Source organism: Citrifermentans bremense, assembly GCF_014218275.1.
Taxonomy (GTDB): Bacteria; Desulfobacterota; Desulfuromonadia; order Geobacterales; family Geobacteraceae; genus Geomonas; species Geomonas pelophila.
This window is the reverse complement of sequence record NZ_AP023213.1, coordinates 3,909,239-3,934,214: the sequence shown is the minus strand read 5'-3', so window position 1 is coordinate 3,934,214 and position 24,976 is coordinate 3,909,239. Positions and strand designations below refer to the sequence as shown.

Annotated in this window: 12 protein-coding genes and 1 pseudogene; all 13 read left to right on the top strand. The window is 63.9% G+C overall.

Annotation, left to right across the window (positions count from 1 at the left end; all coding sequences use genetic code 11):
- Window positions 1–164: 164 nt before the first annotated feature.
- Complete coding sequence (locus tag GEOBRER4_RS17410; RefSeq protein ID WP_185243322.1) at window positions 165–1,376, top strand: hypothetical protein; 1,212 nt, start codon at window positions 165–167, stop codon at window positions 1,374–1,376.
- 39 nt (window positions 1,377–1,415) lie between these two features.
- Window positions 1,416–1,880 (top strand): hypothetical protein, encoded by a 465-nt coding sequence (locus tag GEOBRER4_RS20165; RefSeq protein WP_226377828.1) that lies wholly within the window; start codon window positions 1,416–1,418, stop codon window positions 1,878–1,880.
- A gap of 78 nt (window positions 1,881–1,958) precedes the next feature.
- Complete coding sequence (locus GEOBRER4_RS20460; RefSeq protein ID WP_449727632.1) at window positions 1,959–2,669, top strand: hypothetical protein; 711 nt, start codon at window positions 1,959–1,961, stop codon at window positions 2,667–2,669.
- A 35-nt stretch (window positions 2,670–2,704) separates the two neighbouring features.
- A complete protein-coding gene (locus tag GEOBRER4_RS17400; RefSeq protein WP_226377827.1) occupies window positions 2,705–3,178 on the top strand; it encodes an FtsX-like permease family protein in 474 nt (157 codons plus the stop codon).
- 89 nt (window positions 3,179–3,267) lie between these two features.
- Window positions 3,268–3,834, top strand: coding sequence for an ABC transporter ATP-binding protein (locus GEOBRER4_RS17395; RefSeq protein WP_264177092.1), 567 nt, complete (start codon window positions 3,268–3,270; stop codon window positions 3,832–3,834).
- Window positions 3,835–4,838: 1,004 nt separating this feature from the next.
- A complete protein-coding gene (locus tag GEOBRER4_RS17390; protein ID WP_185243321.1) occupies window positions 4,839–5,144 on the top strand; it encodes a hypothetical protein in 306 nt (101 codons plus the stop codon).
- A gap of 48 nt (window positions 5,145–5,192) precedes the next feature.
- Window positions 5,193–5,888 carry a CxxxxCH/CxxCH domain c-type cytochrome gene (locus GEOBRER4_RS20455; RefSeq protein ID WP_185243320.1) on the top strand — a complete coding sequence of 232 codons (696 nt, stop codon included), beginning with the start codon at window positions 5,193–5,195 and terminating at the stop codon, window positions 5,886–5,888.
- Window positions 5,889–5,927: 39 nt separating this feature from the next.
- Window positions 5,928–6,341 (top strand): annotated as a pseudogene (locus GEOBRER4_RS20295) (cytochrome c3 family protein); the annotation flags it as partial.
- Between the two features lie 786 nt (window positions 6,342–7,127).
- The gene (locus GEOBRER4_RS20145; protein ID WP_226377963.1) at window positions 7,128–8,954 is read left to right on the top strand and encodes a CxxxxCH/CxxCH domain c-type cytochrome; all 1,827 of its coding nucleotides are present in this window, start codon (window positions 7,128–7,130) and stop codon (window positions 8,952–8,954) included.
- Window positions 8,955–9,037: 83 nt separating this feature from the next.
- Entirely contained in the window at window positions 9,038–11,896 is a 2,859-nt protein-coding gene (locus GEOBRER4_RS17375; RefSeq protein ID WP_185243318.1) for a CxxxxCH/CxxCH domain c-type cytochrome, read from the top strand.
- Between the two features lie 141 nt (window positions 11,897–12,037).
- The gene (locus GEOBRER4_RS17370) at window positions 12,038–16,402 is read left to right on the top strand and encodes a CxxxxCH/CxxCH domain c-type cytochrome (protein ID WP_185243317.1); all 4,365 of its coding nucleotides are present in this window, start codon (window positions 12,038–12,040) and stop codon (window positions 16,400–16,402) included.
- A gap of 71 nt (window positions 16,403–16,473) precedes the next feature.
- Window positions 16,474–21,090 (top strand): CxxxxCH/CxxCH domain-containing protein, encoded by a 4,617-nt coding sequence (locus tag GEOBRER4_RS17365; protein WP_185243316.1) that lies wholly within the window; start codon window positions 16,474–16,476, stop codon window positions 21,088–21,090.
- Window positions 21,091–21,108: 18 nt separating this feature from the next.
- Window positions 21,109–24,939: a hypothetical protein gene (locus GEOBRER4_RS17360; protein WP_185243315.1), complete on the top strand. Its 3,831-nt coding sequence runs from the start codon at window positions 21,109–21,111 to the stop codon at window positions 24,937–24,939.
- The last annotated feature ends 37 nt before the right edge of the window (window positions 24,940–24,976 follow it).

Here is a 24,976-nt window from a genome sequence, read left to right as displayed (position 1 = left end):
GCCCTGGTTCGCAGGTGGCAGCAGGGGCGGGGGGGGCTTCCACAGGCCGAAACTATGCATGTTGTCATGAGAATAATTTGGGTTGCTGCTGATTGCTATCTTCATTAGAGTGAATCTACTTCGCTGATTCCTTGGTAGATTCTCTGAAAGCTAACAGGTGGCTGATGCTCGACCCGAAGTTCAAGCGGAAGGTTTGGTGCTGCGTCGGGGGCGCGGCGCTGGCACTTCTATTGGCGCTCTTTTGGCTGGTGCGGGTGGAGGTCACCCGCCATTACCAGGGAGTCTACCTGCTGCGCCAGGGGCCTTACCGCCTGGTGCTGACAGACGAGATCCTGCTGGGGCAGGAGGACCGGCTCCTGTTCGCCCTGCACTGGGACAAGGTCGCTAAAACCCTGCGCTTTCGGAAGTCGCACGCCGCGAGGGATGCCCATCTCCAGTACGACTGGTTCAAGTCCGACGGCAGCGGCTTCGTCAGGAACGTCCTTCCCGACGGGACCATGCTTCTCACCTGCTTCAGCCGGTTCGTGGACGCCGGCAACGCCATCCCGCGGGGGCTCTTCGTGGGGGGGAACGTGCCGTACGAGTCAGGAAACGCCTCGCCGCAGGAGGGCGAGTCGGGGATGGCGTTTTTCGACGGCAAGAAGTGGCGCCATCTTTGGGGCAACGCCAGCGAGGCGATCGCCCTTGGAGAGAGCTCGCGTCAGCTCTCCCCTTCCAAGTGGGAGTTCCTGGGGAGCCGGGTGCTGGTCTCCAGCCGGGAGAAGATGGTGCTCTCAAGCTCCCACCGCGTCGCAGGCCAGGGGATGGTGCTGCACATTGACCGCTTCGCCGTGTTCAAGGCGGGGGAGCCGTATTTCGTCCTGGTGAACAGGGTCCGCAACGAGGGGAAGGCCCCGGCGCTCTACTTCTACGTCTACGGTGACGAGCCCTCGGTCGGGGAGTACGGCGGCTCCACGGGGAACGTGGGGTGGGGCGACGGGCGGCTCTTCCAGTACGAGACGGGGCTCGACCCCGCGCGCGACTCCTATTTCGGCATGTACGACCACGGCAACAGCGCCGCCGGCGAGACCAAGGGGTACACCAACCTGGCTAACTTCATCGAGTCGCTGGGCGTGCGCCCGGACCTGATTTACTTCTCGAACCGGCGCGGCTCTTTCGCCAGCGAAAAGGAGAGGGTGCCGCTGCAAAGCCCCACCAGCAGGTTCCTTTTCATGCAGTGGGGGCCCAGGCAGCTGGCGCCGGGGGATGCCGACGTCTATGTGCTGGCGATTGGCATGGCCGGCAGCAGGCCGGGGTACGACATCCCGGTGAAGCCGTCCATCTCTTTCAAGGACCGGGACATCTCGGACCTCCTTGCCCGTCACGGCAAGGATTGATATTCCCATTCTCCAAGCCACGACCCCGGGGCTCCTCCAATGCACCTGCGCATCCTGAAAAATTCCATCCTGAAGCGCCCCAAGCCGGTGCTGCTGGTGCGCCTCTCCATCGTGATGGGATCCGCCGTCGCCACCTCCTTCCTGGGAATTTCCGCGGAGCTCTCGCACAAGATGGCGCTGGAGCTGCGAAGCTACGGCGCCAACATCGTCCTGGAACCGGCGGCGGGAGAGGCGGGATCCCTCAACTCCGAAGACCTCCCCAAGATCAAGACCATCTTCTGGAAGCACAACATCGTGGGGTTCGCCCCCTTCCTCTTCGCGCAGGCGGAGTTTTCCGCCCCCGGCGGCCGGGAGCGCGGCATCATCGCCGGCACCTGGTTCGGCAGGCCGCTGCAGGTCGAGGGGGAGCCGGAGAGCATCCAGGGGGTCAAGGTGACCGCTCCCTGGTGGGAGCTTTCCGGCCGCTGGCCGGAGACCCCGGACGAGGCCGTGGTGGGGGCGTAGCTCGCCAAGAGACTGAAGCTTTCCGAAGGCTCGGACATCGTCGCCGCCGCTGCCGGCAGAACCCGCAGCTTCAAGGTTGTGGGGATCGCAGCCACCGGCGGCTTCGAGGAGGAAGAGCCCTTCGCCCCGCTGGCCGAGGTGCAGGCGCTGACGGGAAAGCCGGGGAAGCCGGGGAAGCCGGGGAAGCTCTCGCGCGTCCTGGTGAGCGCGCTCACCGTCCCCATGGATGACTTCGGCCGCAAGGATCCCGCCTCCATGAGCAAGGAGGCGTACGAGAAGTGGTACTGCACAGCCTATGTCACCTCGGTGGCCAAGGGGGTGGAAGAGGTGATGGCGGGGAGCCGGGCCAAGCCGATCTGGCAGATCGCCAGCGCCGAAGGCCCGCTTCTTAAGAAGCTGAACAGCCTGATGCTGCTCCTCACCTCTGCTGGCGCTTTCTTCCGCCGCCATCGCCGCCTCGTCGAGCCTCATGGCAACCATGGCCGAGAGAAGCGGCGAGATCGCCCTGATGAAGGCGATGGGCGCCGACCGCTTCCAGATCGCCGCCGTCTTCCTGGGCGAGACCCTGGCCATAGCGCTCTTGGGCGGGGTGATCGGGTACCTGGCGGGCGACCGGCTCGCCGTCGTCGTCAGCAGTGCCGTCTTCGATTCCGCCGTAGCTCCCCCGCTTGGCTTTTCCCTACCGCCCTCGGCTCCTCCTTCCTGGTGGCGCTCATCGGCGGCCTCGCGCCGCTGAAAAGGGCGCTCGGGGAAAGCCGCCGCACCCGGTCGAACTCTTTGTCGACCTGAATGAGCTGCAGGGGGCGGCGGGACATCCGGGAGAGGTGAGCCTCGCGCGATTGCTGGTCGACCCGAGCCGGTGGAGCGTCAAGGCCGGGGCCCAGTCGCTGCAACGCCTGCTCCCCGGCGCGGTGGTGAAGGAACTGCGCCAGGTGGGGCGGACCAGCGAGGAACTCCTTGCCAAGGTGCAACTTCTGGTGCTGCTGGTGACGGCGGTGGTGGTGATCTGCGCCGGGAGCAGCGTCGCCGGGACCATGAGCACCACCGTACTGGAGCGTGGCAAGGAGATCGGGCTTGTGAAGGCGATGGGGGGGACCCGCTGGCATCTCCTGCGCGTCTTCAGCGCCGAGGCCCTTCTTCTGGTGCTGGCCGCAGGGGTGAGCGGCTACCTGTTGGGGAGCGACATCTTTAGCCCCTCCCACTCCGGGGGCGGGGACTTGAAAGGCGCTTCCAGGTCGAAAGGCTCTGAAAGAAATCGTGGAACAGAAAGGCATCTGAAATGGCTGCTGCAATCGTAGAAACCGCGGACTCACCCGGAGCTACGGCGAAATCTGCGCACTGAACCCCCCCGGTCCTCGTGGTTGCCGAAGGGGAATGGCTCACCGCGATGGGACATTCCGGCTCCGGCAAGAGCACGCTTTTGAACCTCGTGGGGGGGCTGGACCGCCCCAGCGGCGGAGCGCTGAGCGTCGGGGGGACGGACCTCCTCGCGCTCTCGGAGGATGGCCTTGCGCGCTTTCGCCGCGATTTCGTCGGCATCATTTTCCAGCAGCACCACCTGATCCCCTACCCCACTGCGCTGGAAAACGTGATGATGTCGCAGTTCTTCCACAGCGTTTCCGACGAGGCGGAGGCAAGGCTCGCCCTGGAGCGGGTTGGGCTCGGGCACCGTCTCAAAAACCGCCCCTCGGAGCTCTCGGGGGGAGAGCAGCAGCGCGTCTGCATTGCGCGCGCCATCATCAACAGCCCGAAGCTCCTCTTGGGAGACGAGCCGACCGGGAACCTGGACCACAAGAGCACCGCCATGGTGCTGGAGCTTTTGCAGGAGCTGCGCGACGAGGAGCGCTTTTCCATCGTCATGGTGACGCACAACCAGGAGGTGGCCTCCTGGGGGGACCGCACCATCCACATGGACGACGGCTGCGTGGTGCGCGAAGAGAGGAAGCGCTCTTGATGACGGCTTCGAAGCTCGCTCCCCTGCTCTTCTGGATGATGCTGGCGCTCATCTTTTATACCTGGGCCGTCAGCGGCCGCAAAAAGGGCTGCGCGCCAAGCACCTGGCCATCTTCGGCATAGGGCTGTTCTGTGACTACCTGGGAATCCGCGAGATGAGCCATTACGCCCAGTTTTTCGGCAAGGTGCCCGAGTGGCACAACATCGCAGGCACCGCTTCGCTCGCAGGGGATGCTGAGGGTGAAATTGTAATTCCGGGGGTGCAGGTATCGGTGGGTATGGTTAATGCTATCGTTACCACGACATTACCATTTTGGGTGTCCCGAAACCTCACTGCCGGGCGGCTGGATTGCATGCTTTCTAAGCCTCAATGCGGAGCCCAAGCTTGGGTGCGGAGAGAGTCTTGTGGTTGGTTTCCTCTAATATATTTGTTGTCATTGCGTTACTGTGGTGCGGCGATATGCCCGCATTTCCCCGTGAACACACGGACCGGTGCAGGGCGCGGAACCGGCAAAAACGCTTCCCGCGCCTAGTCAACCCCTCCCGCTTACACTTTTCCTCTGGGTTTCTTCACTTCGAGGCCCCTTTCTGTTTTTAATTTTGCCGTTGCTTTTGCGTTACCTTTCATGCCTGCTGTCGCCTGGACGGCTCTTCTCTCAACCGAGTTTTTGCCAGCTACTCCTGCCGTTTTTTTCTTTAGCTATTCAGACTTATCCCTCCGCGCGGTTCCCTTGACAGGCCAGTTCACCTTCGGATGGATGATTGTTGCTTGTGAGGGGTCCTGAAGAAATTTAGTGCGACTTCCTGATCAGGCTGAGAACTCCGGCAGGTGGCTGAGTTAGTCACGATATCCGTGGTTGCGTCTGTTGTTGATGTGGTATGTTTTTTGCTGCTTGCGTGCACCTGCATTGAGGATGAGAAACGAAGAGGCATGCGACTTCGATGTCCAGATGGGAGTCTGTCTTCTTGTAAATAGGTTCAACCGAGTTATTGAGGGGGGATGGCATGAAATTGAATAGACAGCGGGATCTACGAACCACATTGAAAAAGGTCACTGCCGTTGCTTTGACTGCTTCGGCCATGTTTTTGCTGCTCGGTTCAATAGCCTTGGTTACACCACTAGCCGCTTTGGCTGCAGAAAAACAGTATCTGCCAAGCGCTCCAGGTAATCCAACAATACATCAGGTCTACTATAACACCACTGTTAAACGCGAGTACATTTACAATGGGCAGGAATGGGTCCCGCATGATGCTTCTATCAATGGCTATGTTTTAAAAAAGTATAAGAAGCCCAATCCCCCTCAAAAATAATCCGACGGCAGCCGGCAATTCAGTCCATAAATTAGCAGGGAGTATTACATGAAAGGACTAATTACAATATCGCTTTGTTCAGCGGCCCTTTTCCTGGCTGGGCTTAATTCTGCGGGCCACGCAGCGAACTATTGTCTTGACGCGAATAACAACGATCTGTGCCCTAACAGCATTCATACAAAGCACCAGGCATTTATGAATGACTGCAAGGGGTGCCATGATCTTGGCAGCTCATTTGTCGCGTCGGACACATTCTTCAAGGATAGTTCCAAACCAGCTTATCAGCCCGGAGGTCCTGCCCCGGTTTATGTCCCGTCCGGTGCGTGGAGTTCGCCTCAGACAAGTAACGCGGCGACTTGCTCAAACATAGCGTGTCACAACATACCGGCAGGTACTTTCACATACTACATATGGGACTGGGGCATTGATGCGTCAGTGCCTGTAACAGTCACTTACGGCGGCATGAGCAATGCGACTGCCCTATGGCAGGATGACCCTGCAACCAACTGCAGCAGTTGCCACGGCAACCCGCCCCAGGCGGGGCATGAATGGCATAGCGGCATGCATGGCAACGGCATACCGGGGGCGAACAATTGTGAGACATGTCACCCCGATGCAAAATCGAATCCGTCACCTGATGGGAGCTATATAGTTTCCAATTACATCACCGCGCCAAGTCAACACCAGAATGGAACTGTGGACGTGGTTGCGAACTACACTTCAGCGTGTTTCGGCTGTCACTGATGCGGATTTGCACTACTAACTGGATATACCGGTGACCCTATGATGAAAAGACTGATACTTATAGCACTGTACATTGGTATGCTGGGCATTATAAGCAATAATGCCGGAGCAGTTGATGCTCCTCATGTCAGCTCCTGCATAACGTGTCATAACTCGACGGCGCCTCCGGACAGTAACCTGTTCAACGGCACCTGTCTGAACTGTCACAGTGCGACCGGTTCCTCTGTTTACAAGTTCAGCGATGCCGACCAGGCCAACACCTCGCACCGGTGGGGGGGGAGTATCGTGAATCCCGGTGCCGGCGCCCAACCGCCATCTGCAGGGGCTATGGTTCAGGTACAGGGCTACACCGGGACCCAGCTCTCCTGTGCGAACTGTCACAACCCGCATCTGAATACCAACAAGAGGTTCCTCCGTATCGCCAATTACGCTGACCAGATGTGTCTGGATTGCCACCGGTCACGTGCTGCAACAACCGCCGCAACAGGCACCCACCCTGTTTTCATCGGATATAGCGCCGCAGTGAAAGCTTCCCCTGCGAACTTTGTCGGCATGACCCCGGTGAACGCGAATCCCGCCAATCCGACCTCTGACCTCGGAAGCAGGTTCAGCGCCGACGGCAAAATCCTTTGTTCGACCTGTCACGGAGTGCACTCCGCGGATTCACGCAGCTCCAACTACGTGAACGGCTTCAAGAACCTCAGTTCCGGGGACGGCAATCTCCTGCGCACCAACCCGCGCGGAGCAAAAGTTGACCCCGGAGCCCCTGATTCCATAAACATCTGCACTAACTGTCACACAGGCAAGATGAATCACAACGGGAAGGGCCAGGACATCCAGTGCCTCGACTGCCATGGCGCCCACGTTGAGTACGATCCCAAGGACCCGACTGCTGCGCAGGGTCGCAACATCAAACTTATCCGTCGCTATATGCCCGGGAGCACTAGCCAAGTATTCTTCCGCTATACCGGCAGCCGCCTGGAGTACAAGAACGGTTCCGGTAACGGTGTCTGTGAGGGTTGCCACACCCCGCCTGCTTCCGTTCCGGAGCACGCAAGCACAGATCCCAAGGTTTGCAACAAATGCCATGCCCACAATAGCCCCAGAGCTTCCTTTACGGCGTCCTGCGATAGCTGTCACGGGTACCCGCCGACTGTTACTCAGTGGTTCAATCCCGGTAATACACACAGCAGCAGCACCGACTGCAGTAAGTGCCACAACACGAGCCCCTCGGTGCACATGAACAACGTTCTTGATCTACGGTGCGACGGTTGTCATGGTTTCCCCCCGAACTACCCCAACGGCAGCCCCAAGGCGAACAGCCACGGCAGCCATAATTTCAGTTGTGACAAATGCCACTTCGGGACGACCTCGACCGGAACCACCGTTACCAACACGGCCAACCACGAGAATGGGGTGTATGACGTCACCGCCGGGCCGGGTGCATCCTTCACCTACCAGTACCTCTCCACCGGCGGGACCTGCTCTAACATCAACTGCCACAGCGGCAGCGGTATCCTCAGCAACGCGGCGCCGGTCAGTTGGGGGACCGCCCTCGGCTGCATCGGGTGCCACGGCGACTCCTCCACCCTCGCCTCCGGGTCGCATGCCAAGCACCTTCAAAAAGGAGCAGGCTGCGCCGATTGCCACTCCGCCACGGCACAAAGCAATACAACTTTGGTTGCAAACGGGGCGCACATGGACAGCGCCGTGGAAGTGAGCGGCTCAAGGCTTGCCGTGATGAGCAGCAACAAGACCTGCACCACCGCCTGCCACCTCGCAGCCACTCCGCAGTGGGGCGTAGCCAGCACCGGCGCCTGCGGTACCTGCCACGCCACCTTGCCGTCTTCGGGGAGCGCCCTTATTGCCAGCGGCGCCCACTTTGCACACTTCTCAAGTTCGGCCACCTCCTACGGGCCGATGCTAACGCAGACCTCCGTGACGAGCTGCCAGGCCTGCCATAGCTACAGCGGGGACCTCAGTGCGGCCCACGCAAACGGCCTCGTCGATATCAATACCGGTCTTGGTTACTTGAGCTCCGGGACCGGCAGCTGCACCCCATGCCATCAGCAGCGGGTAAGCTGGACCTCCGGCGCGGTGACATGCGAGAGCTGCCATACAGGCGCCCTCTCGGTGATCAATGGCAAAACCGCCCAGGACAAGGGGCTCGCCGCCACCAGCGGCCACGGCGCTGCAGGGAAGGGATGTCTCTCCTGCCACGATAGGAACCAGCGCCACATCGGCGGCGCCGGCAGGCTGATAGCTCCGCTCACCGTCAGCCCCAACGCTCAGTGCAGCTATTGCCACAACGACGCCGCGGTGGTGCAGGAAAACCACCTCAACATGGCCAGCCACGTGACCGTTAAGGGCGGAGATGCCACCATGGCGTGTACCACCTGCCACGATCCGCACGGCACCAGCAACCTCTCCCAGATCAGGACCGTGATCAACGGCAAGAGCATCACCTATACCGACGCCGGCACCGGTTTCGTCGACCTGACCACCAACATGGGTCTTTGTCAGGTGTGCCACACCAAGACCGCGCACTACCAGGCAGGAGTACCGGAAAGTGGGGGGCACCCCACCACCGGCTGCCTCACGTGTCACAAGCATGATGCCACCCGTGCCGCCTTCGTGCCGCTTGGCACCTGCGACGCCTGCCACGGCTACCCGCCGGCACCGAAGCGCACCGCTAGCGCCGTGCTCTTTGGCAGGATGAACAACTGGTCCAGCGCTCGTTTCGAGGACTACTCCGGCGGCGGCGGGGCCCACTTGGTGGCTGCGCACATCTCGCCGTTCGCCAAGGCGTCGGAAGGGTGGACCAACTGTACGGTGTGCCACAACGCGGGTGCCACCGGCTCCACGCCGTACCATAAGATGACCACACCGGTTAAAGACCACATCGACAACGTCACCGTGCTGGTGGACAACAGCCTGCGCTTTGCCGACAGCTTCACGGTGTACACCGGCGCGAAGCTCACCAACGCCGAGCCGAACGCCACCGGAAGCTGCTTCAACATCGCCTGCCACATGAGCCCGTCGGTCAGGTGGAGCAGCGAAAGATAGGTCAAGTTTCTGGATCTGATGCCGATTCAGCTTGAACAATAAAACTAGCAACAAAGGAACGCATCCTTACAGAGGAGGAAAAGATGTTATCTAAGTATGGAGGACGATGTTTATCGGTGCTGGCACTTCTGGTGCTGACACTGATGGCGCTTGGTGCCGGACAGGCACAGGCTGCCTCGCAGTACAGCTATGACTGTACCTTCTGCCACCAGATGCCGCCGCTTGATTCCGGCACCGCCAAGAAGAACCCCTACACGGGCGCCATCCCCGGCAACCACCAGGGGCACGCTTCGGCAGCGGTCAATTCCTGCGCCAAGTGCCACGGCGACGCGAGTGGCTACGCCATGGGTCACAGGAACAAGACCATCGAGCTTGCCGACGGCATCGGCTATTCCAGGAAGATCGCGGCCGGTTTCGTGAACCAGACCTCGGTGCCGCCGAACCCGATGGGTACCTGCTCCACCGTGGCCTGCCACAGTGACGGCAAGGGCAACCTGAAGGCGACCCCGGCCTGGGGTTCCGCACCGTTCCAGGCCCCGGGCGACTGCTCCGCCTGCCACGACGTCGCTCCCGCCTCCGGCAACCACCCGACGCTGGGGAGCAAGCACGCCGCCTACTTCGGCACCGGCACCGGCTCCTGCGTCAACTGCCATACCGACCACACCGCGCAGGCCAAGCCGTTCAGCCACGCAACCAGCGCCGGCCGCGCGATCGAAGTCAGCTTCACCGACGGCGGCTCCTTCGCCGGCAACAAGTGCTCCAACGTCTACTGCCACAGCAACGGCCAGGGTAGCTACACCCCGCCGACCTGGGGCGCTGCCCTTGACTGCGCCGGCTGCCACGGCGACGCGACCAGCAACACCCTCTCCGGCAAGCACGCGAAGCACGTGAACAACGCCGGCTTCCTCGGGACCAACTACGGCTGCGTGGAGTGCCACTCCGCCACCGTGACCGACAACAGCACCATCGGCACCTTCGCAAACCACGCCAACAGGAACAAGGACGTGGCGGGCGCCCACGTGGGTACCCCGGTTGCGGGGACCTGCTCCACCTCCTACTGCCACAGCGACGGCAAGGGGACCCAGAAGAGCGTGACCTGGACCCAGACCGAGGCGCTCAGCTGCAAAAGCTGCCACGGTTCCGACGCGGCGCCTGCCTTCGCTTCTATCGCGGGCGAGCCTAACTACGCGAACGCCGGGGCGGACCAGCCGCGCGCGAACAGCCACGCAAACCACGTCTTCGGGGCGGAAAGCTGCCAGAACTGCCACGTCGACACCACCACCGACGGCCTGAGCATCAAGGCCGGGGCTCCGCACACCGACGGCACCCGCAGCGTAGCGGCCGGCAACGGCAAGAGCTTCAGCATCGTAGGGAACAGCTGCTCCGCGGTATCCTGCCACGACGGCGGCGGCAAAATCGCCGGCGTAGGCGCCGCAAAATGGGGTCAGTCTCTTGGCTGCGCCGGCTGCCACGGCGACGCCGCAACCCTTACCACCAACGCCCACGCGGCTCACGTCGCCAGCAAGGGTTACTCCTGCGACACCTGCCACGCGCAGACCGTCACCGGGAGCAGCACCTTAGCCAACAAGGCCCTGCACGGCGACGCAATCGTCGAGGTTGCCGGCGTGAAGGTGAACAGCTTCGCGACCGACACCAAGAACTGCGCCACCTCCTGCCACCTTACCGGGACCCCGAAATGGACCGACGCCGCTTCCGGCGCCTGCGGTACCTGCCACAAGGCCCTTTCCACCACGGTGAACGGCCTGGTTTCCAGCAACGCCCACTCCGCCCACTTCACGGCTAGCTACGGCCCGGGGATGAACGGCGCCGCGGCCACCTCCTGCTCCGGCTGCCATACGCCTAACACCGCGGCAAGCCACGCCGACGGCCTGGTCAACCTCGCCATCGGCTACAACAAGGTCGGCACCTGCTCCAGCTGCCACAAGCAGAGCACCAACTGGACCGCAGGGCGCGTTTCCTGCGAAAGCTGCCACAGCACCGCAGGCGGCGAGCTCTCCGTCATCGGCACGCTCACCGCTCCTGACAAGACCCTGGCAGCGACCAAGGGTCACGGCAAGGCCGGCGTCTCCTGCTCCTCTTGCCACGACGCCAACTCCGGCCACATCAACGGCGTAGCCGGCGACAAGCGCCTGCTTGCCACCCTGACCGGTTCCGAGAACCAGGAATGTAACTACTGCCACACCGACGCAGGGAAGGTCACCGGCTTCAAGCTCGGCGTTAAAGTGCACCAGGCTTCCGGCCTGGGTTCCAAGTGCGCCGACTGCCACAACGCGCACGGTACCGCCAACAACATGATGGTGAACGGCACGATCAACGGCACCGCAGTGAGCTTCACCGGCAACAACACCTTCGCCAACGGCGCCAACACCGGCGTCTGCCAGGTCTGCCACACCGCGACCCAGTACTTCAAGAAGGACGGCACCGGCGCAACCCACGTCGAATCCACCAAAAACTGCCTCGACTGCCACGCCCACAACCCGTCCACCGGCCTCGCGTTTATGGCCAACGGCGCTTGCGACGCCTGCCACGGCTACCCGCCGGCTCCGAGGAAGACCAACTTCGCGGTCTCCTTCGCGGTACAGGGTAACTGGTCTTCCGCCAAGTTCGAAGACTACTCCGGCGGCGGCGGTGCGCACGTGGTTGCGGCGCACATCAAGAAGGACGCCAACCCCTCCGAGGGTTGGGCCAACTGCCTCCCCTGCCACTTCGAGGGACAGGCCGGCCACAACAGGGCGCTTCCGGTCAGGGATTTCGTCCAGAACGTGACCGTGAAGGTCGACCCGCAGTACCGCTTCAGCGACGAGGCCCTGGTAAGCTACACCTCCGCCCAGCTTGTTTCCGGCGGGGTGAACAAGTCCGGCAGCTGCTTCAACGTGAGCTGCCACTTCAGGCCGAGCCCGCAGTGGAGCATCGAAAGGTAGTAACTGCCTGCATCAGGCGGTAAGAAGACGCTTTACCCAGCAGAACGAAACATGTTACAGGCTTCCGGCGGGGGGATTTCCCCCCCCGCCGGAAATAAGCTGGTTCAGTTATAGATCCGAGGGTTAGAGAAGGAGCTTAAAATGAAGAGCTACCGCAGACATGGATATGGCAACCTCCGAACGATCCTTGCTTTGGTGCTGTTCGGTGTTGTGATGTTCACTGCATCGCTGGCGCTGGCCGCGCCGCAATACGATCTTAAATGCGACGATTGCCATACCATGCCTCCGCTCGACTCTCTGACGGGGCAGCGCGATCCGGAGAGCGGCGCGTTTCGGGGCAACCACCAGACCCATGCAGGGGGCACGGCCGACAGTTGCGCCAAGTGTCACGGGGCGCAGGTGACCAGCACCGGGCATCGCGACGGCGTCATCCAGGTGCAGCAGAACCTGAACGGCCACCCCGGCGCGAGCTACAGCAGGGGGTTCTTCAATCAGACCTCCGTTCCCCCGGCAACCCTCGGGACCTGCTCCAACGTCAACTGCCACTTCGAGACGGCGACCCCGGAATGGGCCTCGCCGGTTCTGGATCAGCCTTCCGGCACCTCCTGCGGGACCTGCCACAAGGCCGTTCCCGACAGTTACGCACATACTAAGCACCTGGAGCTGTACGGCAGCGAGCTCTCCGTCTGCGCCAAGTGCCATACCGACCACACCCAGGAAGCGAAGCCGTTCCAGCACGCCACCAGCGCAGGGCGGAACATCATGGTGACCGTCGGCTCCTATGCCGGGTCCAACTTCGCCTACCTCCCCAGCCAGTCCGCCACGAGGGTCGTGGGGAGCTGCTCCAACCTGTACTGCCACAGCTCCGGGCAAAGCACCACGGGCGGCCCGCTTACAGCCGGCGACTACACCTCGCCGGCCTGGAGCGACCAGGCCAGCGGCGCATGCAACACCTGCCACAAGACGAGCGCGCTTTCCTCCGGCAGCCACGCCCGCCACCTCGCTTCCAACAGCGACTGCGGCGCCTGCCACGCGAGCGCCTCGGCGACGAGCTACAGTGCTAGCACCCACGTGGACGGCAGCATCGACGTGGCCCTTGGGGGCTACGACAAGGCCGGCACCCCGGGCAACGGCTACGGCAGTTGCTCCAACGCCTCCTGCCACGCGAGCCCCTACGGCACGCAGTCCACTCCGTCCCCGCAGTGGGGGCAAAGCGCCGGCTGCGGCGCCTGCCACAACAACGCCGGCACCTTCCTGGCCAGCGGCGCGCCCGACACGGGGAGCCACGGCAAGCACATGGCGCTGGCCGGCTCGGCCTGCAACCAGTGCCACGACGGTGCGGTGAAAAACGCAAGCGGCGGGCTCACCCACGCCAACGGGACCGTAGAGGTCGCCAACGACTACTCCGGCTCGCCGGTGCAAAAGCACGCGCCGGGAACCTACACCGGGACATGCTCCTCCGCCTCCTGCCACGCCGACCCCTACGGTCCGCTGCCGATCCAGTCGCCGGTTTGGGGCAACAACTCCGGCTGCGCCTCCTGCCACCGCGGCGCCGGCGCCTTCACCGCCACCGGCGCCCCCGCGACCGGCAGCCACGACAAGCACCTGGGCCTCCCCGGGACCGGCTGCGACGCGTGCCACGCCGGCGCGGTCAGCGGCGTTTCCGGCGGCCTCTCCCACGCCAACACCAAGGTGGACGTTTCCAACTATTCGCTCTCTCCGCTGGAGAAGCACCCGATCGGGACCTACGGCGGCACCTGCTCCAACTCCTGCCATAGCAACGGAAACGGCCAGCAGACCGCGACCCCGGTGTGGGGCGGGAGCATGCCGGAAAACTGCAGCGGCTGCCACGGCGGCCCGGCAGGGCTCGGCACGGTCGCCATCTCGACCGGGAAACACTCAGCCCACATGGACAACGACACGACCATGGGACGCGGCAACAACCTCATGTGCGCCGAGTGCCACGCGAAGACCGTTTCGCTTGCCAGCAACACCGCGATCACCGGCACCGTCCACTCCAACAGCTTCAAGGACTACTCCGGCGTGAAGGCTGGGGGAAGCGCCAACTACGTGACCTCTTCCGGCATCTGCTCCAACGTCTACTGCCACAGCTCCGGCCAGGCCACACCGGTCTTCGCCAGCATGACCGGCTCGAAGAACTGGCGCGGCGACGCCAAGCTCTCCTGCAACGGCTGCCACGGCAGAACCGCCGATGCTACCTGGACGAGCGCCGCAGGGGCGCCTAACTACGCCAACAAGTACGACGGCACCCTGAAGACTGCCAACAGCCACGAGAAGCACACCGCCTCTATGACCGACTCGACCGGTTGCGCCAACTGCCACAACTCGACCGTCGACAGCGGTGTTGCAGCCAAGATGCGCGACTACTCCTCGAACCACCTGAACCGCGTCCGCGAGGTCGAGTTCAAGGTCGGTGGCAGCTACAGCGAGGCGGACAAAAGCTGCGCCACCTACTGCCACAGCAACGTCCAGGGGGCAAGCGGCAACGGCCAGGCCACCGTGTTCGGAAATCCCGCCTGGGGCGCCAACGGCACGCTTAGCTGCGGCAGCTGCCACAGCAACATGGCAGCCCTGCAGGAGACCGAGGCCGACCTGAACCTGGGAAGCCACAAGCGGCACACGGTCGACAGCGTCTACAGCTGCTCGGTCTGCCACGGCGCCGGCAACACGGCAAGCAGCACCGGCACCTCCCACGCCAACGGGACCATCAACCTGGCCTTCACCGAAAAGGGGGCCGGCACCACCTACTCACAGCCCCTGGAGAACGCCCCGGGCGAAGGGTACGGCACCTGCTCCACCAGCGCCTGCCACGGGCGCGCGACGCGCAACTGGGGGGTCTCCACCACGCTCCCCACCTGCGAGAAGTGCCACGGCTCGGCCAACAGCGCGCTGACCAGCGCTACCTTCAAGGACACAGCGGGTAGCCCGGCAAGCCCCTACGTCGGGACCCACGTCTCGCACCTCGCGGGGACGCACAACTACTCCAACCCGATCACCTGCGACCAGTGCCATGCGGTTCCGGCCACGGTCGATGCGGCAGGGCACATGGACGGCCTCCCCGCCACGCTTACCTGGGGCTCCACCGCCACCCACCCGAGCTATGCAGGCGGGGTGGAAGGCGCTGCCATGGTCCCCGAGTACGTGCCGGCGACCCGCACCTGCAACAACACCTACTGCCACGCCGGGATCAGGAAAACCTCCGACGGCACGGCCCAGGGGACCGGCTCCAGCCCCTCCTGGAACGACCCTGCCTACTTAGGCGGCACCGGCTGCGCCAAGTGCCACATGAACCCGCCGGCATACCCGCACTCGGCCAGCACGAACTGCTCCGCCTGCCACAACCACGTGGCTCAGTCCAACGTCGCCTTCGTCGACAAGAGCAAGCACCTCAACGGCAAGGTAGAGGTTACCGTCGACGACTGCCTCGGCTGCCACTCCTCGGTCACCGCCTGCAACCCGAGCGACCCGACCTGCATCAACAAGGAGCTGATCGGGGCGCACAAGTTCCACACCGACGCCGAACTGTTCCTCGCGGGCAAGAAGCTCTCCGCCGGCGACTTCATCGACACCTCGTGGATCTACGGGATCGAGTACAAGGACGGCTTCCCTAAATACGGCTGCGGCTTCTGCCACCCGATGGATTCCGGCACCCACAAAAACGCCACCGTCGAGCTCGACCTCGACCCGAGCCACAGCCTCGCCGGCACCGTCAAGACCAAGAACAAGGCGGGCGGCCCGTGGGTGACGAGCTACACCATGGGAAGCAGCGTGGTCTGTTCCAACGTCTACTGCCACTCCAACGGCTTCGTCTCCGAGACGACGCAGCAGTACCAGTTCCAGACCACCCCCGACTGGTACGCGGTCGACCCGTGGGCCGGCGTAGACAAGTGCGCCCAGTGCCACGGCAACTCGCCCAACACCGGCGGCAAGGAAGGCTCGGCCGCCCACGCGCGGCACGTGGTGGGCAACCACTACAACGACATCTTCGACGGCTACAGCGCCAGGATAGCGGTCGCAGGCGCCCCGGGCTCAGGCGCCGCCCACGGCGACCCGGCAACCTCGACCACCTTCAACTGCAACCTGTGCCACAACGCGACCGTCGCGGTCTCCTACAACGACAAGGGGAGCGTCTGCTCCAGCTGCCACGTGACCGCGGGCTCGGCTCCGCTAAAGGGGAACATGCAGGTCCTGGCCACCAGCCAGAGCCACATAAACGGCGACGTCGACGTGGTATTCATGAGTCCGTTCAACGTGAAGTCCAAGGCGCAGCTCAGGATGGGCGTCGAGGCCGTCCAGTCGGTGTACACCAGCTGGACCCGCGTGAACGGTTACAAGACCGCCACTTCCTACGACCTGGCCCGGAGCACTCCGAGCTACGTCGGCGGTACCTGCTCCACCGTCGCCTGCCACAACGGCACGCAGATGGAGTGGCGCACCAAGGGACCGCTGGCCTGTGCAGCCTGCCACACCGGGCTGCCGCAATAGGGGGGCATGACTGTGTACCGAAACGAAGCGATAAACCATGACACATCGAGTGCAAAGGCAGGTGAATCAGCATGGGAAAAGTGATCGTTAAAAATATCAAGGGCATGGGGTGGGGCGCGAGAGCCTGCCTGGTCGCGTTGTTCACCATCTTGGCGACCGTGCTCTGCCTGCAGATGCGGGAAGCCAAAGACGCCCAGGCTGCGGTCGCGGTCCAGACCCAGTGGGCGATCCTGGGGACCGGGACCACCTCCACCCTGCCGACCATGACGCTCCCCAAGGGGGCGGGGAATAACCGCCTGCTGGTGGTGAAGGTGGTTGCCGAATACGGCTCGGCCATCACCACCTTCACCCCGACGGTCAGCTATGGCGGGCAGGCCCTGACCAAGATCGTGGCGACCGACACCTCGAGCCGCATGAAGGTCTGGTTCGGGTACCTGAACGAGGCGAAGATCGCGGCGGCTACGGGAACCACCCCGAGCATCACGGTCACCTGGAACTCGACCCCGTCGGCTGGCGTAGGCCTTTCCGCGGCCTTCTACTCAAACGTGAACCAGGCGACGCCAACCACCGGTTCCCGCGCCGTGGCCTCGGATACCTCCGCGACCACCCCGACCAGCGGCACCATAAACGTCACCGCAGGGGGCACGGCCATCTACGGCTCCAACCTGAACGGCGCCCTGGCAGCGAGCCTGCCGACCGGCTACACCGAGCACTTCGACACGCCCAACGGCAGCCTGTACCAAGACGCGGTCGGCTCCAAGCCGATCACTGCGAGCGGCACGGAAAACCCGCGCCCCACCTGGACCTCCGCACGCTACGGCTTCGCGGTGATCGGGCTTAACCCCGCCACCACGACCCTTGGCAACGGCACCGCAGGGAGTTCCGCCAACGTCGCTCCCGGGGCGGCGGCGCAGAAGCTGGACGGCTTCTCGCTGGTGACCGGCTCGGCCGCGACCACCGACTCGGTGACGGGCCTCACCGTCACCACCACCAACGGTTCGGCCATCGCCAGCCTCTCGATCCAGAACGAGGCGGGAACCACCACCTACTTCACCGCGGTCAACAACCCCGGCTCCGACACCTGGAACTTCAGCGGCGGCACACCGATCCCGGTGACCAACACCTCCGCGAACTACAAGATCGTCGCGACCTACAAGAGCCGCGCCGCTGGCGCGCCTGCCGGGCTTACCGCCACCACTGCCAGGGTGACCACCATCACCAGCGGCAACGTCTTTGCCGGAAGCGACACGGCCGACACCACGCTCACCCTCTCCAACGTGCATGCGCCCTCCACCTGGGGAAGCAACAGCGTCGGCAACGCGAGCGTCACCCTGAACTGGAGCTACGGCACCGCAGGGCAGAGCGTGATCATCGTCCGCTACACCGCGAGCAGCGACACGACGAAGCCTGTCGACGGCACCACCTACGCCACGGGTAACCCCCTGGGCAGCGGCACCGTGCGCTACGTGGGGAACCTCTCCACCTTCACCGACAGCGTCGGGCTCGTGAACGGGACCGCCTACTACTACAAGATCTTCGAATACGACAGCTACGTTAACTACTACAACGCGAGCGACGTCTGGACCGGACCTCTCACCCCGATCAGCCCCGACGCCATCGCGCCGACCGTGAACGCCGGCTTCGCAGCCAAAACACCGGGGAACACGCTCGCCGTCCCGATCACCGCAGGTTCCTTCGCCGGCACCGACAACGTGGGGGGAAGCGGCATCTCCGGCTACCTGATCACCACGAGCGCCACCCAGCCTGCCGCCGGCGACGCGGGGTGGACCACCTCCGCGCCTGCGACCTTCACCGTCGCAGCGGCGGGGAGCTACACCCTCTACCCCTGGGTCAAGGACGGCGGCGGGAACGTCTCGACCGTTTACGCCACCCCCGTAACCGTCGTGGTCGACATGACCGCGCCGACGGTAGGAAGCTTCACCGTCAACACCCAGACCAACAGCCGCAACATCCCCATCGGCGGGATCACCGGCACCGACGTCGGCACCACGGTCGCGGCCTACCTCATCACCAGCAGCAGCACCCAGCCCGCCGCCAACGCTGCCGGCTGGAGTGCCACGGCGCCTGCCACCTTCCTGGTCGCCGCTGACGGCAGCTACACCCTCTACCCGTGGGTCAAAGATGCCGCGGGGAACGTCTCCGCGCTCTCCGGGCTCACACGCTCCGTGCAGGTCGATACCGTCGCCCCGACTGGCCTTACGGCTGTTTTCCCCGCCGACGCCTCCACCGACCAGGCGATGAACACGACGCTGCAGTCGAGCGCCGCGACCGACGCCGGTGTCGGCAACGTCAGCTACTACTTCGAGATCAACGACGGCGCCTCGTACAGCACCAACAGCGGCTGGATCGCATCCACCTCCTGGGCCCCCGCCGGACTGATCGCCGGGACCACCTACACCTGGACCGTCAAGGCGCGCGACGGCGTGGGGAACCAGAGCTCCGCGACACCGAGGACCTTCACCACCGCCGCGGCCTGCGTGCGCAACGACCCGACCCTGACCCTGCTGACACCGACCGGCGGCGTAGCCTCCACCATCACCGTCGACGGCGGGACTTCGGTCTACAACCTCAAGGTGGTCAACAACGACTACGGCGGGTGCGGCTCCACCACCTTCAACCTCGGCGTGTCCGACACCGACGTCGGTGACGTCTTCGACCCGCCGACCCTCGCGGTTCCCTCGGTCACCCTCGCCCCGGGCGCGCAGACCACCACCACCGTGACCGTGAAGGCCACCGTGGACCACCTGGGCGGCGCCGGCAAAACTCGCGCCTTCACCGCGGCCGACGCGAGTCACGCGGTGGTCACCACGGGCGACGTGCAGACCACCCTCAACGTGGTGAGCTGCACCAAGAAGACCCCGCTCCTCATCGTGGGGCCGGATTCCGGATACCTGAACCGCGGCGGGAGCATGAAGTACACGGTCTCCATCAAGAACACCGACTCGGGGACCGGCTGCACCCCGGTCACCTACAACCTGGCGATCCCGTCGGAGACCAACAGCACGGACTTCAACGCCTCGTCGTTCAGCGCCCCGAGCATCGTCCTCAACTCCGGCCAGATCGGCTCGGTGACCCTCACCGTCTCCGCCAAGGCGACGGCGGCGAAGAACGTGGTCAACAAGACGACCGTGGCCGCCTCGGCGTCGCTCCACGGCTCGCCGGCGAACGTCGCGGTCTCCTCGACCGTGAACAACCCGATGCTGCACAACTCCGACAGCACCAGCTCCGCCAAGTGGAGCGCCAACGGCGGATGGGGGATCCCGAACGCCCGCTACGGCGAGTTCGACTGCTCCACCTGCCACGTGCAGGGTGGCGCGGCCACGAGGAACGTGAACCGCATCCGCGAAACGGTCGCCGCCCCCGACGCCAGCAAAGGGGAGCTCCCCGGCGCAGGGCAGCCGATCAACTACAGAAGGACGACGGGCACCAGCGCGACGCAGCCGGTACCGGGATGGGATTCCGGGGCAACCCCCAGGGCCTCCTCGCAAAAGATCTGCGAGGTCTGCCACACCTATGACGCCACCGGCGCCAACGGCACCAAGGCGCACCCCTTCGCCACCACGGCGACCTTGGGGAACCACTTCGGCACCGACGGCCGCGACTGCATCGACTGCCACAAGCACGGCAAGGGCTTCAGCGTGAACGGCATGGGGTGCACCGGGTGCCACGGCACCGAGACCGAGACCATCACCCCCGATAACCGCTACGTGGTGGCTCCGCCGAGAAACGCCTCGGGCCTTACCGGAACCGTTTCCGGCGCGGGTAACGTGAGCAACGATCCGAAGGTCGGCGCGCACCAGACCCACTTGAGGGGAACCATCGGCTTCAGCAACTACTCGACGGTCGATTACCGCTGCGAGGCCTGCCATGGTCCGATCCCGACCAACTTCGCACACATAAACTCCAGCTCCACCCCGGCGTTCCAGGGGCTGGCAACCAAAAACGGCGCCATGAGCGCGAGCTACAGCGGCACCAAGTGCAACAACACCTATTGCCACAACCCGGCAGGGACCGGCGGCACGCTTTTAGCGGCCAACGTCGGGACCGCGGTGTTCCCATCCTGGACCAGCGCAAGCTACGTCGCCGGCGGCTCCAAGTCGGTCGCCAACTGCAACGTCTGCCACAAGGTCCCGGGCGACACCGGCTTCCAGCCTGCCGGTACCCACGCGGGTATGAACACCAACGTCACCGACTGCTCCGGGTGCCACGGCCATAACGGCGATGCAACCGGCACCTTGGCCGGACGCAGGCACATGGACGGCGTCAAGTGGGGCGTCGGCAACTGCGACAGCTGCCACGGCTACGGCCCTGGAACCTGGGCGGACAAGCTGGAGCGCTCCGGCGTAGCAGAGGGGAAGGGGGCGCACGAGAAGCACATCGCCTACCTGGTGCAGCGTAACAACGCCACCCTGACCGCTACCAGCGATGCTTTCGGTTCAGGTACTTCGTGGACGGCGGTGTGCGGTGTGTGCCATAATGGCGCCGCTCACGACATGGGCGAGGCCATCCCCGGCACCGGGCGCACCATCTCCATCACGCCTGCCCGCAACTTCGGCGGGACCGCCGTGTACAACGGCATCGTGGGCCAGTCTTCGCAGTTCAAGGCCAAGACCTGCTCCAACGTCGATTGCCACTATAAAGAAACGCCAGTCTGGTCGTCGTACTAAACCGGGGAGAGATAGTTAATGGGAAAGATAATCAGGAATAAAATCCATGGGATGAGCTGGTGGACGAAGACCAGCCTTGTTCTCCTCTTCACCTTGGTGACATCGGTCTTCATGTACCAGGGGTGGTATAAGCCGATCCAGGCTGCTGCTGGTGTTTCCTATCTCGGCATGTCGTCCGCCACCGGAACCTCCACGACCCTTTCGGTCGCGGCGCCGGCCGGTCTGCAAGTCGGCGACCTTATGGTTATCAGCGTCACCAGCCGGACCACTGCCACGACGCTTCCCACCATGGGAAGCACCGGGTGGACCACGCTTTACCCGCTGACTCTCAGGACCACCTCGACCTACAGGTACAGCACCAGCGCCTACAAGGTCGCCACCTCGGGTGACATCGGCGCCAACTTCACCGTCAACTGCGGCACGGGCACCGTCGCGGCCAACATCTACGCCTTCCGCGGCGTGGACCCGGCGAACCCGATAGACGCAAGCAGCGGCAAGGCCAACACCACGGCATCTACGACTTTGTCGGCCAATACCATCACCACCACGTCGGACAACGACACCATCGTCTTCCTTGGGCAGGTTTCCGAAACTACCTCGGTCAATTTCAGCAATTGGGCGACCGCCAATATCGCCGCCGCCAACTGGACTGCCATCGACAACACCGGCACGACCAGCGGCTCGAACGGCGCCGCATATGCGGTGAAGGCCACTGCGGGAGCGGTGGGCGCGGGAACGGCTACGCTCAGCACCAGCTACATAAACGGCGGCGTCCTGATCGCACTGAGGCCCATCTCCATCGTAAACCCGACGGTCACCGGCCTCTCGACCACCAGCATGGCCCAAGGGAGCGGACCTAGCACGGTCACCATCACCGGTACCGGCTTCCAAAACGGCGCGACCGTCGATGTCAGCGGCACGGGGGTCACCGCGGGGACAGTCTCCTACGTAAACGCCACCACCCTTACCGTCCCTGTGACCGTCGCGGCCGACGCCGCCGCAGGGGCGAGGACTCTGACAGTCACCAACCCCGACACAGGGTTTGCGACGACCACGTTCACGGTGAACAACGCCCCGGCCCCGACCGTCGTCTCTACGGCCCCGGCCTTCATGATCCAGGGGGCGGGACCTGCCATGGTCACCATCACCGGTTCCAACTTCCAAAGCGGCTCGACGGTCGCCTTCAGCGGCACCGGCATAACGCTCGGCGCGGTCACCTACGTGGACTCCACCACGCTTACCGTTCCGGTAACCGTTGCCGTCGGAGCAACCCTCGGCGGGCGCGACGTGACGGTAACCCTGCCGGGCGGGGTGAGCGGCAGCGGAAGCGCCCTGTTCACCGTCAACTCGCCCTGCGCGGCCGGCCAGCCCACGGCTCTTGCCCACGGCACCGAGACCACGACCTCGGTTCCCCTTACCTGGACCCCGGGCGCCAATACCAACTACTCCATCGTCTTCCGCGACGGAGTGCAGATAGCGACGAACATCCTGACCGGCTCCTACACGGACAACACGGCGCAGCCTGGAACCTCCTACAACTACACCGTCACCGGCTACAACACGGCCGGGAGCTGCCAGAGCGCGCCTTCCACGGCGACCACGGCCGTCACCCTGGCACAGGCTCCGGTGGCACCCGCAGTGAGCAACATCGGGACCGGAACCCAGCTGAGCGTGGCGGTCAACTCCGACGCCAACTCCGCAGCCGCCCAGTACGCCATCAGGATCAACGGTGGGGCCTACACCAACCAGTACATCCAGTCCGGCGGCACCATCGGTGCGACCGCCGCCTGGCTTACCAAATCCGGCTGGGGCATCAAGACCATTTCCGGCCTGACCAGCGGCACCCCCTATACCTTCGACGTCAAGGCACGCAACGGCGCCCTCGTGGAAACCGGGTTCGGCCCTAGTTCCACCGTCACGCCGAAGATCGCGCTCTCCTCGGCCATCACCAACTGCGGCGGTTGCCACGGCAATCCTCCCGCGGACGGTACCGGCCGCAACGTTCCCGCCGGGCAGTTCAAGGGCTCGCACGCGAAACACACGGGGATCGCCACCTGCGCCGCCTGCCACAAGGACAACGGCGTTGCGCCTGCCGGCAACAAGCACTCCGACGGCATCATAGACATCGCGAGCCCGCTGCGCCAGATAGCGGGTGAAAGCTACGGCCAGGCGTCACACGCCGTCTCCGAGACCCCGACCTTCGCCTCCTGCACCACCTACTGCCACAGCCAGGGGACCAGCAAAACCTCACAGTCGGGCGAGAGCCGCACCACGCTCTCCGCGCCCGCGACCAACCTGGTCTGGGGAACCGGGACCAGCACCTGCACTTCGTGCCATGCCTCGCCCCCGAACTACGCAGCAGGAACTACTACCTGGGGTACGGCCAAGGCCAACGCCCATGGCGGAGCAACGCATGCCTCCAAGACCTGCGACTACTGCCATACCAGCGTGACCTACAGCGGCGGCGTGTACACCACCAACGCTCAGCACGCAAACGGCGCTTACGACATCCAGCCTTCCTTCGGCTACACCTACGCCGCCACCGGCGGCACCTGCGCCACCTCCGGCTGCCACGGCAGCGTAGCCTGGAACGGAACTCTCGGCTGCATCGATTGCCACTCCTCCCCCATCACGCGCAAATACGGGCGCCCGGGAGTCCAGTTGTCGGCAGTAAAGACAGAGTTCGGCCTTACCTGGGGGCATAAGAAGAGCGGGCGCGGCGCAGTGACCGACGCCGACTGCATCGTCTGCCACCTCGAAGGTGAATCCGCTACCGGCAAATCGAGCGCCACCTACCACCAAAACGGCAACATCGACCTGCGCGACCCTGACGTGCAAGGGGAGAGCCTGATCACCAACATCGCTGGGACCGCTTCCTTCACCTTCCAGCGCTTCAGTACCTCTTTCGTTTCCGGGAGCAGGACCTCCAGCGCAAGCGTGGACACCATCGCCAACGTCATCACCCAGAAGTTCTGCCTGAAATGCCACGATGCCGACGGCGCCAAGAACACCACGGCGTGGACCGCTGGCGGCAACGCATTCATGCCCTTTGGCGGCGTGAACCTCGGCACCGATTACAGCACGGCCAACGGCGCGGCCGCGCAAGGGGGGCTCGTCAACGTAGCTGCACAGTTCGCGCTGGCCAACTCTTCCAAGCACCCCGTCCTCGGACCGCTTAACCGCGACTTCCCGGCAGCCACCAGGATGAACGTCCCCTACAAGCCTACCGGCACCAGGGGGACCTCGGGAACGCTGTCCCAGGGCGTGGTCATCAACTGCTTCGATTGCCACAACACCCCGGTAACGCCTCTGACACTGCGTACTGTGACCGCACACGGCAACAACAACACCCTGCGCGGCGTCCCTGCCGTCAGCGGGACTGCAGCCGCCGGCACAAACGAATCGACCCTTTGCAAAGTCTGCCATGCAGGGTATGACACGAACACCACTGCCGACCATGGCGCAGGCTCCGCAGCCGGGACCAGCGCTACCTTTGACAAGACTGAGAAGCTGCCCTACATCCGCTACGGCTGCAACCTCTGCCACAGCAGCAAGTACGCTTCCACTGTCGCGGCCGGCGCTGTGCGCCCGGTCAGGGCTGCCGACGTCCACGGTTCCAACGTGGTGCCTACCGGCGTAGTGACGAAGCTCTCCGGAAGCAGATGGGCAGGAACCGTCAATAACGGGCCGATCGCCTTCATCCGCAACAGCAACCAGTTCAGTAACCACAACCCCAAGAAGATCGGGGCTACTACCTACACTCCTCAGTGCATGGGTGGCGGCAGCGGTTCATTCAGCACATGTAACCGTAGTAGTAACGAAACCTACGCACCTGGCGGTACCTATTAGGACTTGATGGATCAGTAAAACCTCAAAAAGCCCCGTC

Coding starts and splice junctions, on each gene's coding strand:
- GEOBRER4_RS20165 (WP_226377828.1), top strand. CDS start 1,416: ATGCACCTGCGCATCCTGAAAAATTCCATCCTGAAGCGCCCCAAGCCG.
- GEOBRER4_RS17360 (WP_185243315.1), top strand. CDS start 21,109: ATGGGAAAGATAATCAGGAATAAAATCCATGGGATGAGCTGGTGGACG.
- GEOBRER4_RS17365 (WP_185243316.1), top strand. CDS start 16,474: ATGGGAAAAGTGATCGTTAAAAATATCAAGGGCATGGGGTGGGGCGCG.
- GEOBRER4_RS17390 (WP_185243321.1), top strand. CDS start 4,839: ATGAAATTGAATAGACAGCGGGATCTACGAACCACATTGAAAAAGGTC.
- GEOBRER4_RS17410 (WP_185243322.1), top strand. CDS start 165: ATGCTCGACCCGAAGTTCAAGCGGAAGGTTTGGTGCTGCGTCGGGGGC.
- GEOBRER4_RS17370 (WP_185243317.1), top strand. CDS start 12,038: ATGAAGAGCTACCGCAGACATGGATATGGCAACCTCCGAACGATCCTT.
- GEOBRER4_RS17375 (WP_185243318.1), top strand. CDS start 9,038: ATGTTATCTAAGTATGGAGGACGATGTTTATCGGTGCTGGCACTTCTG.
- GEOBRER4_RS17395 (WP_264177092.1), top strand. CDS start 3,268: ATGGGACATTCCGGCTCCGGCAAGAGCACGCTTTTGAACCTCGTGGGG.
- GEOBRER4_RS20145 (WP_226377963.1), top strand. CDS start 7,128: ATGAACAACGTTCTTGATCTACGGTGCGACGGTTGTCATGGTTTCCCC.
- GEOBRER4_RS20455 (WP_185243320.1), top strand. CDS start 5,193: ATGAAAGGACTAATTACAATATCGCTTTGTTCAGCGGCCCTTTTCCTG.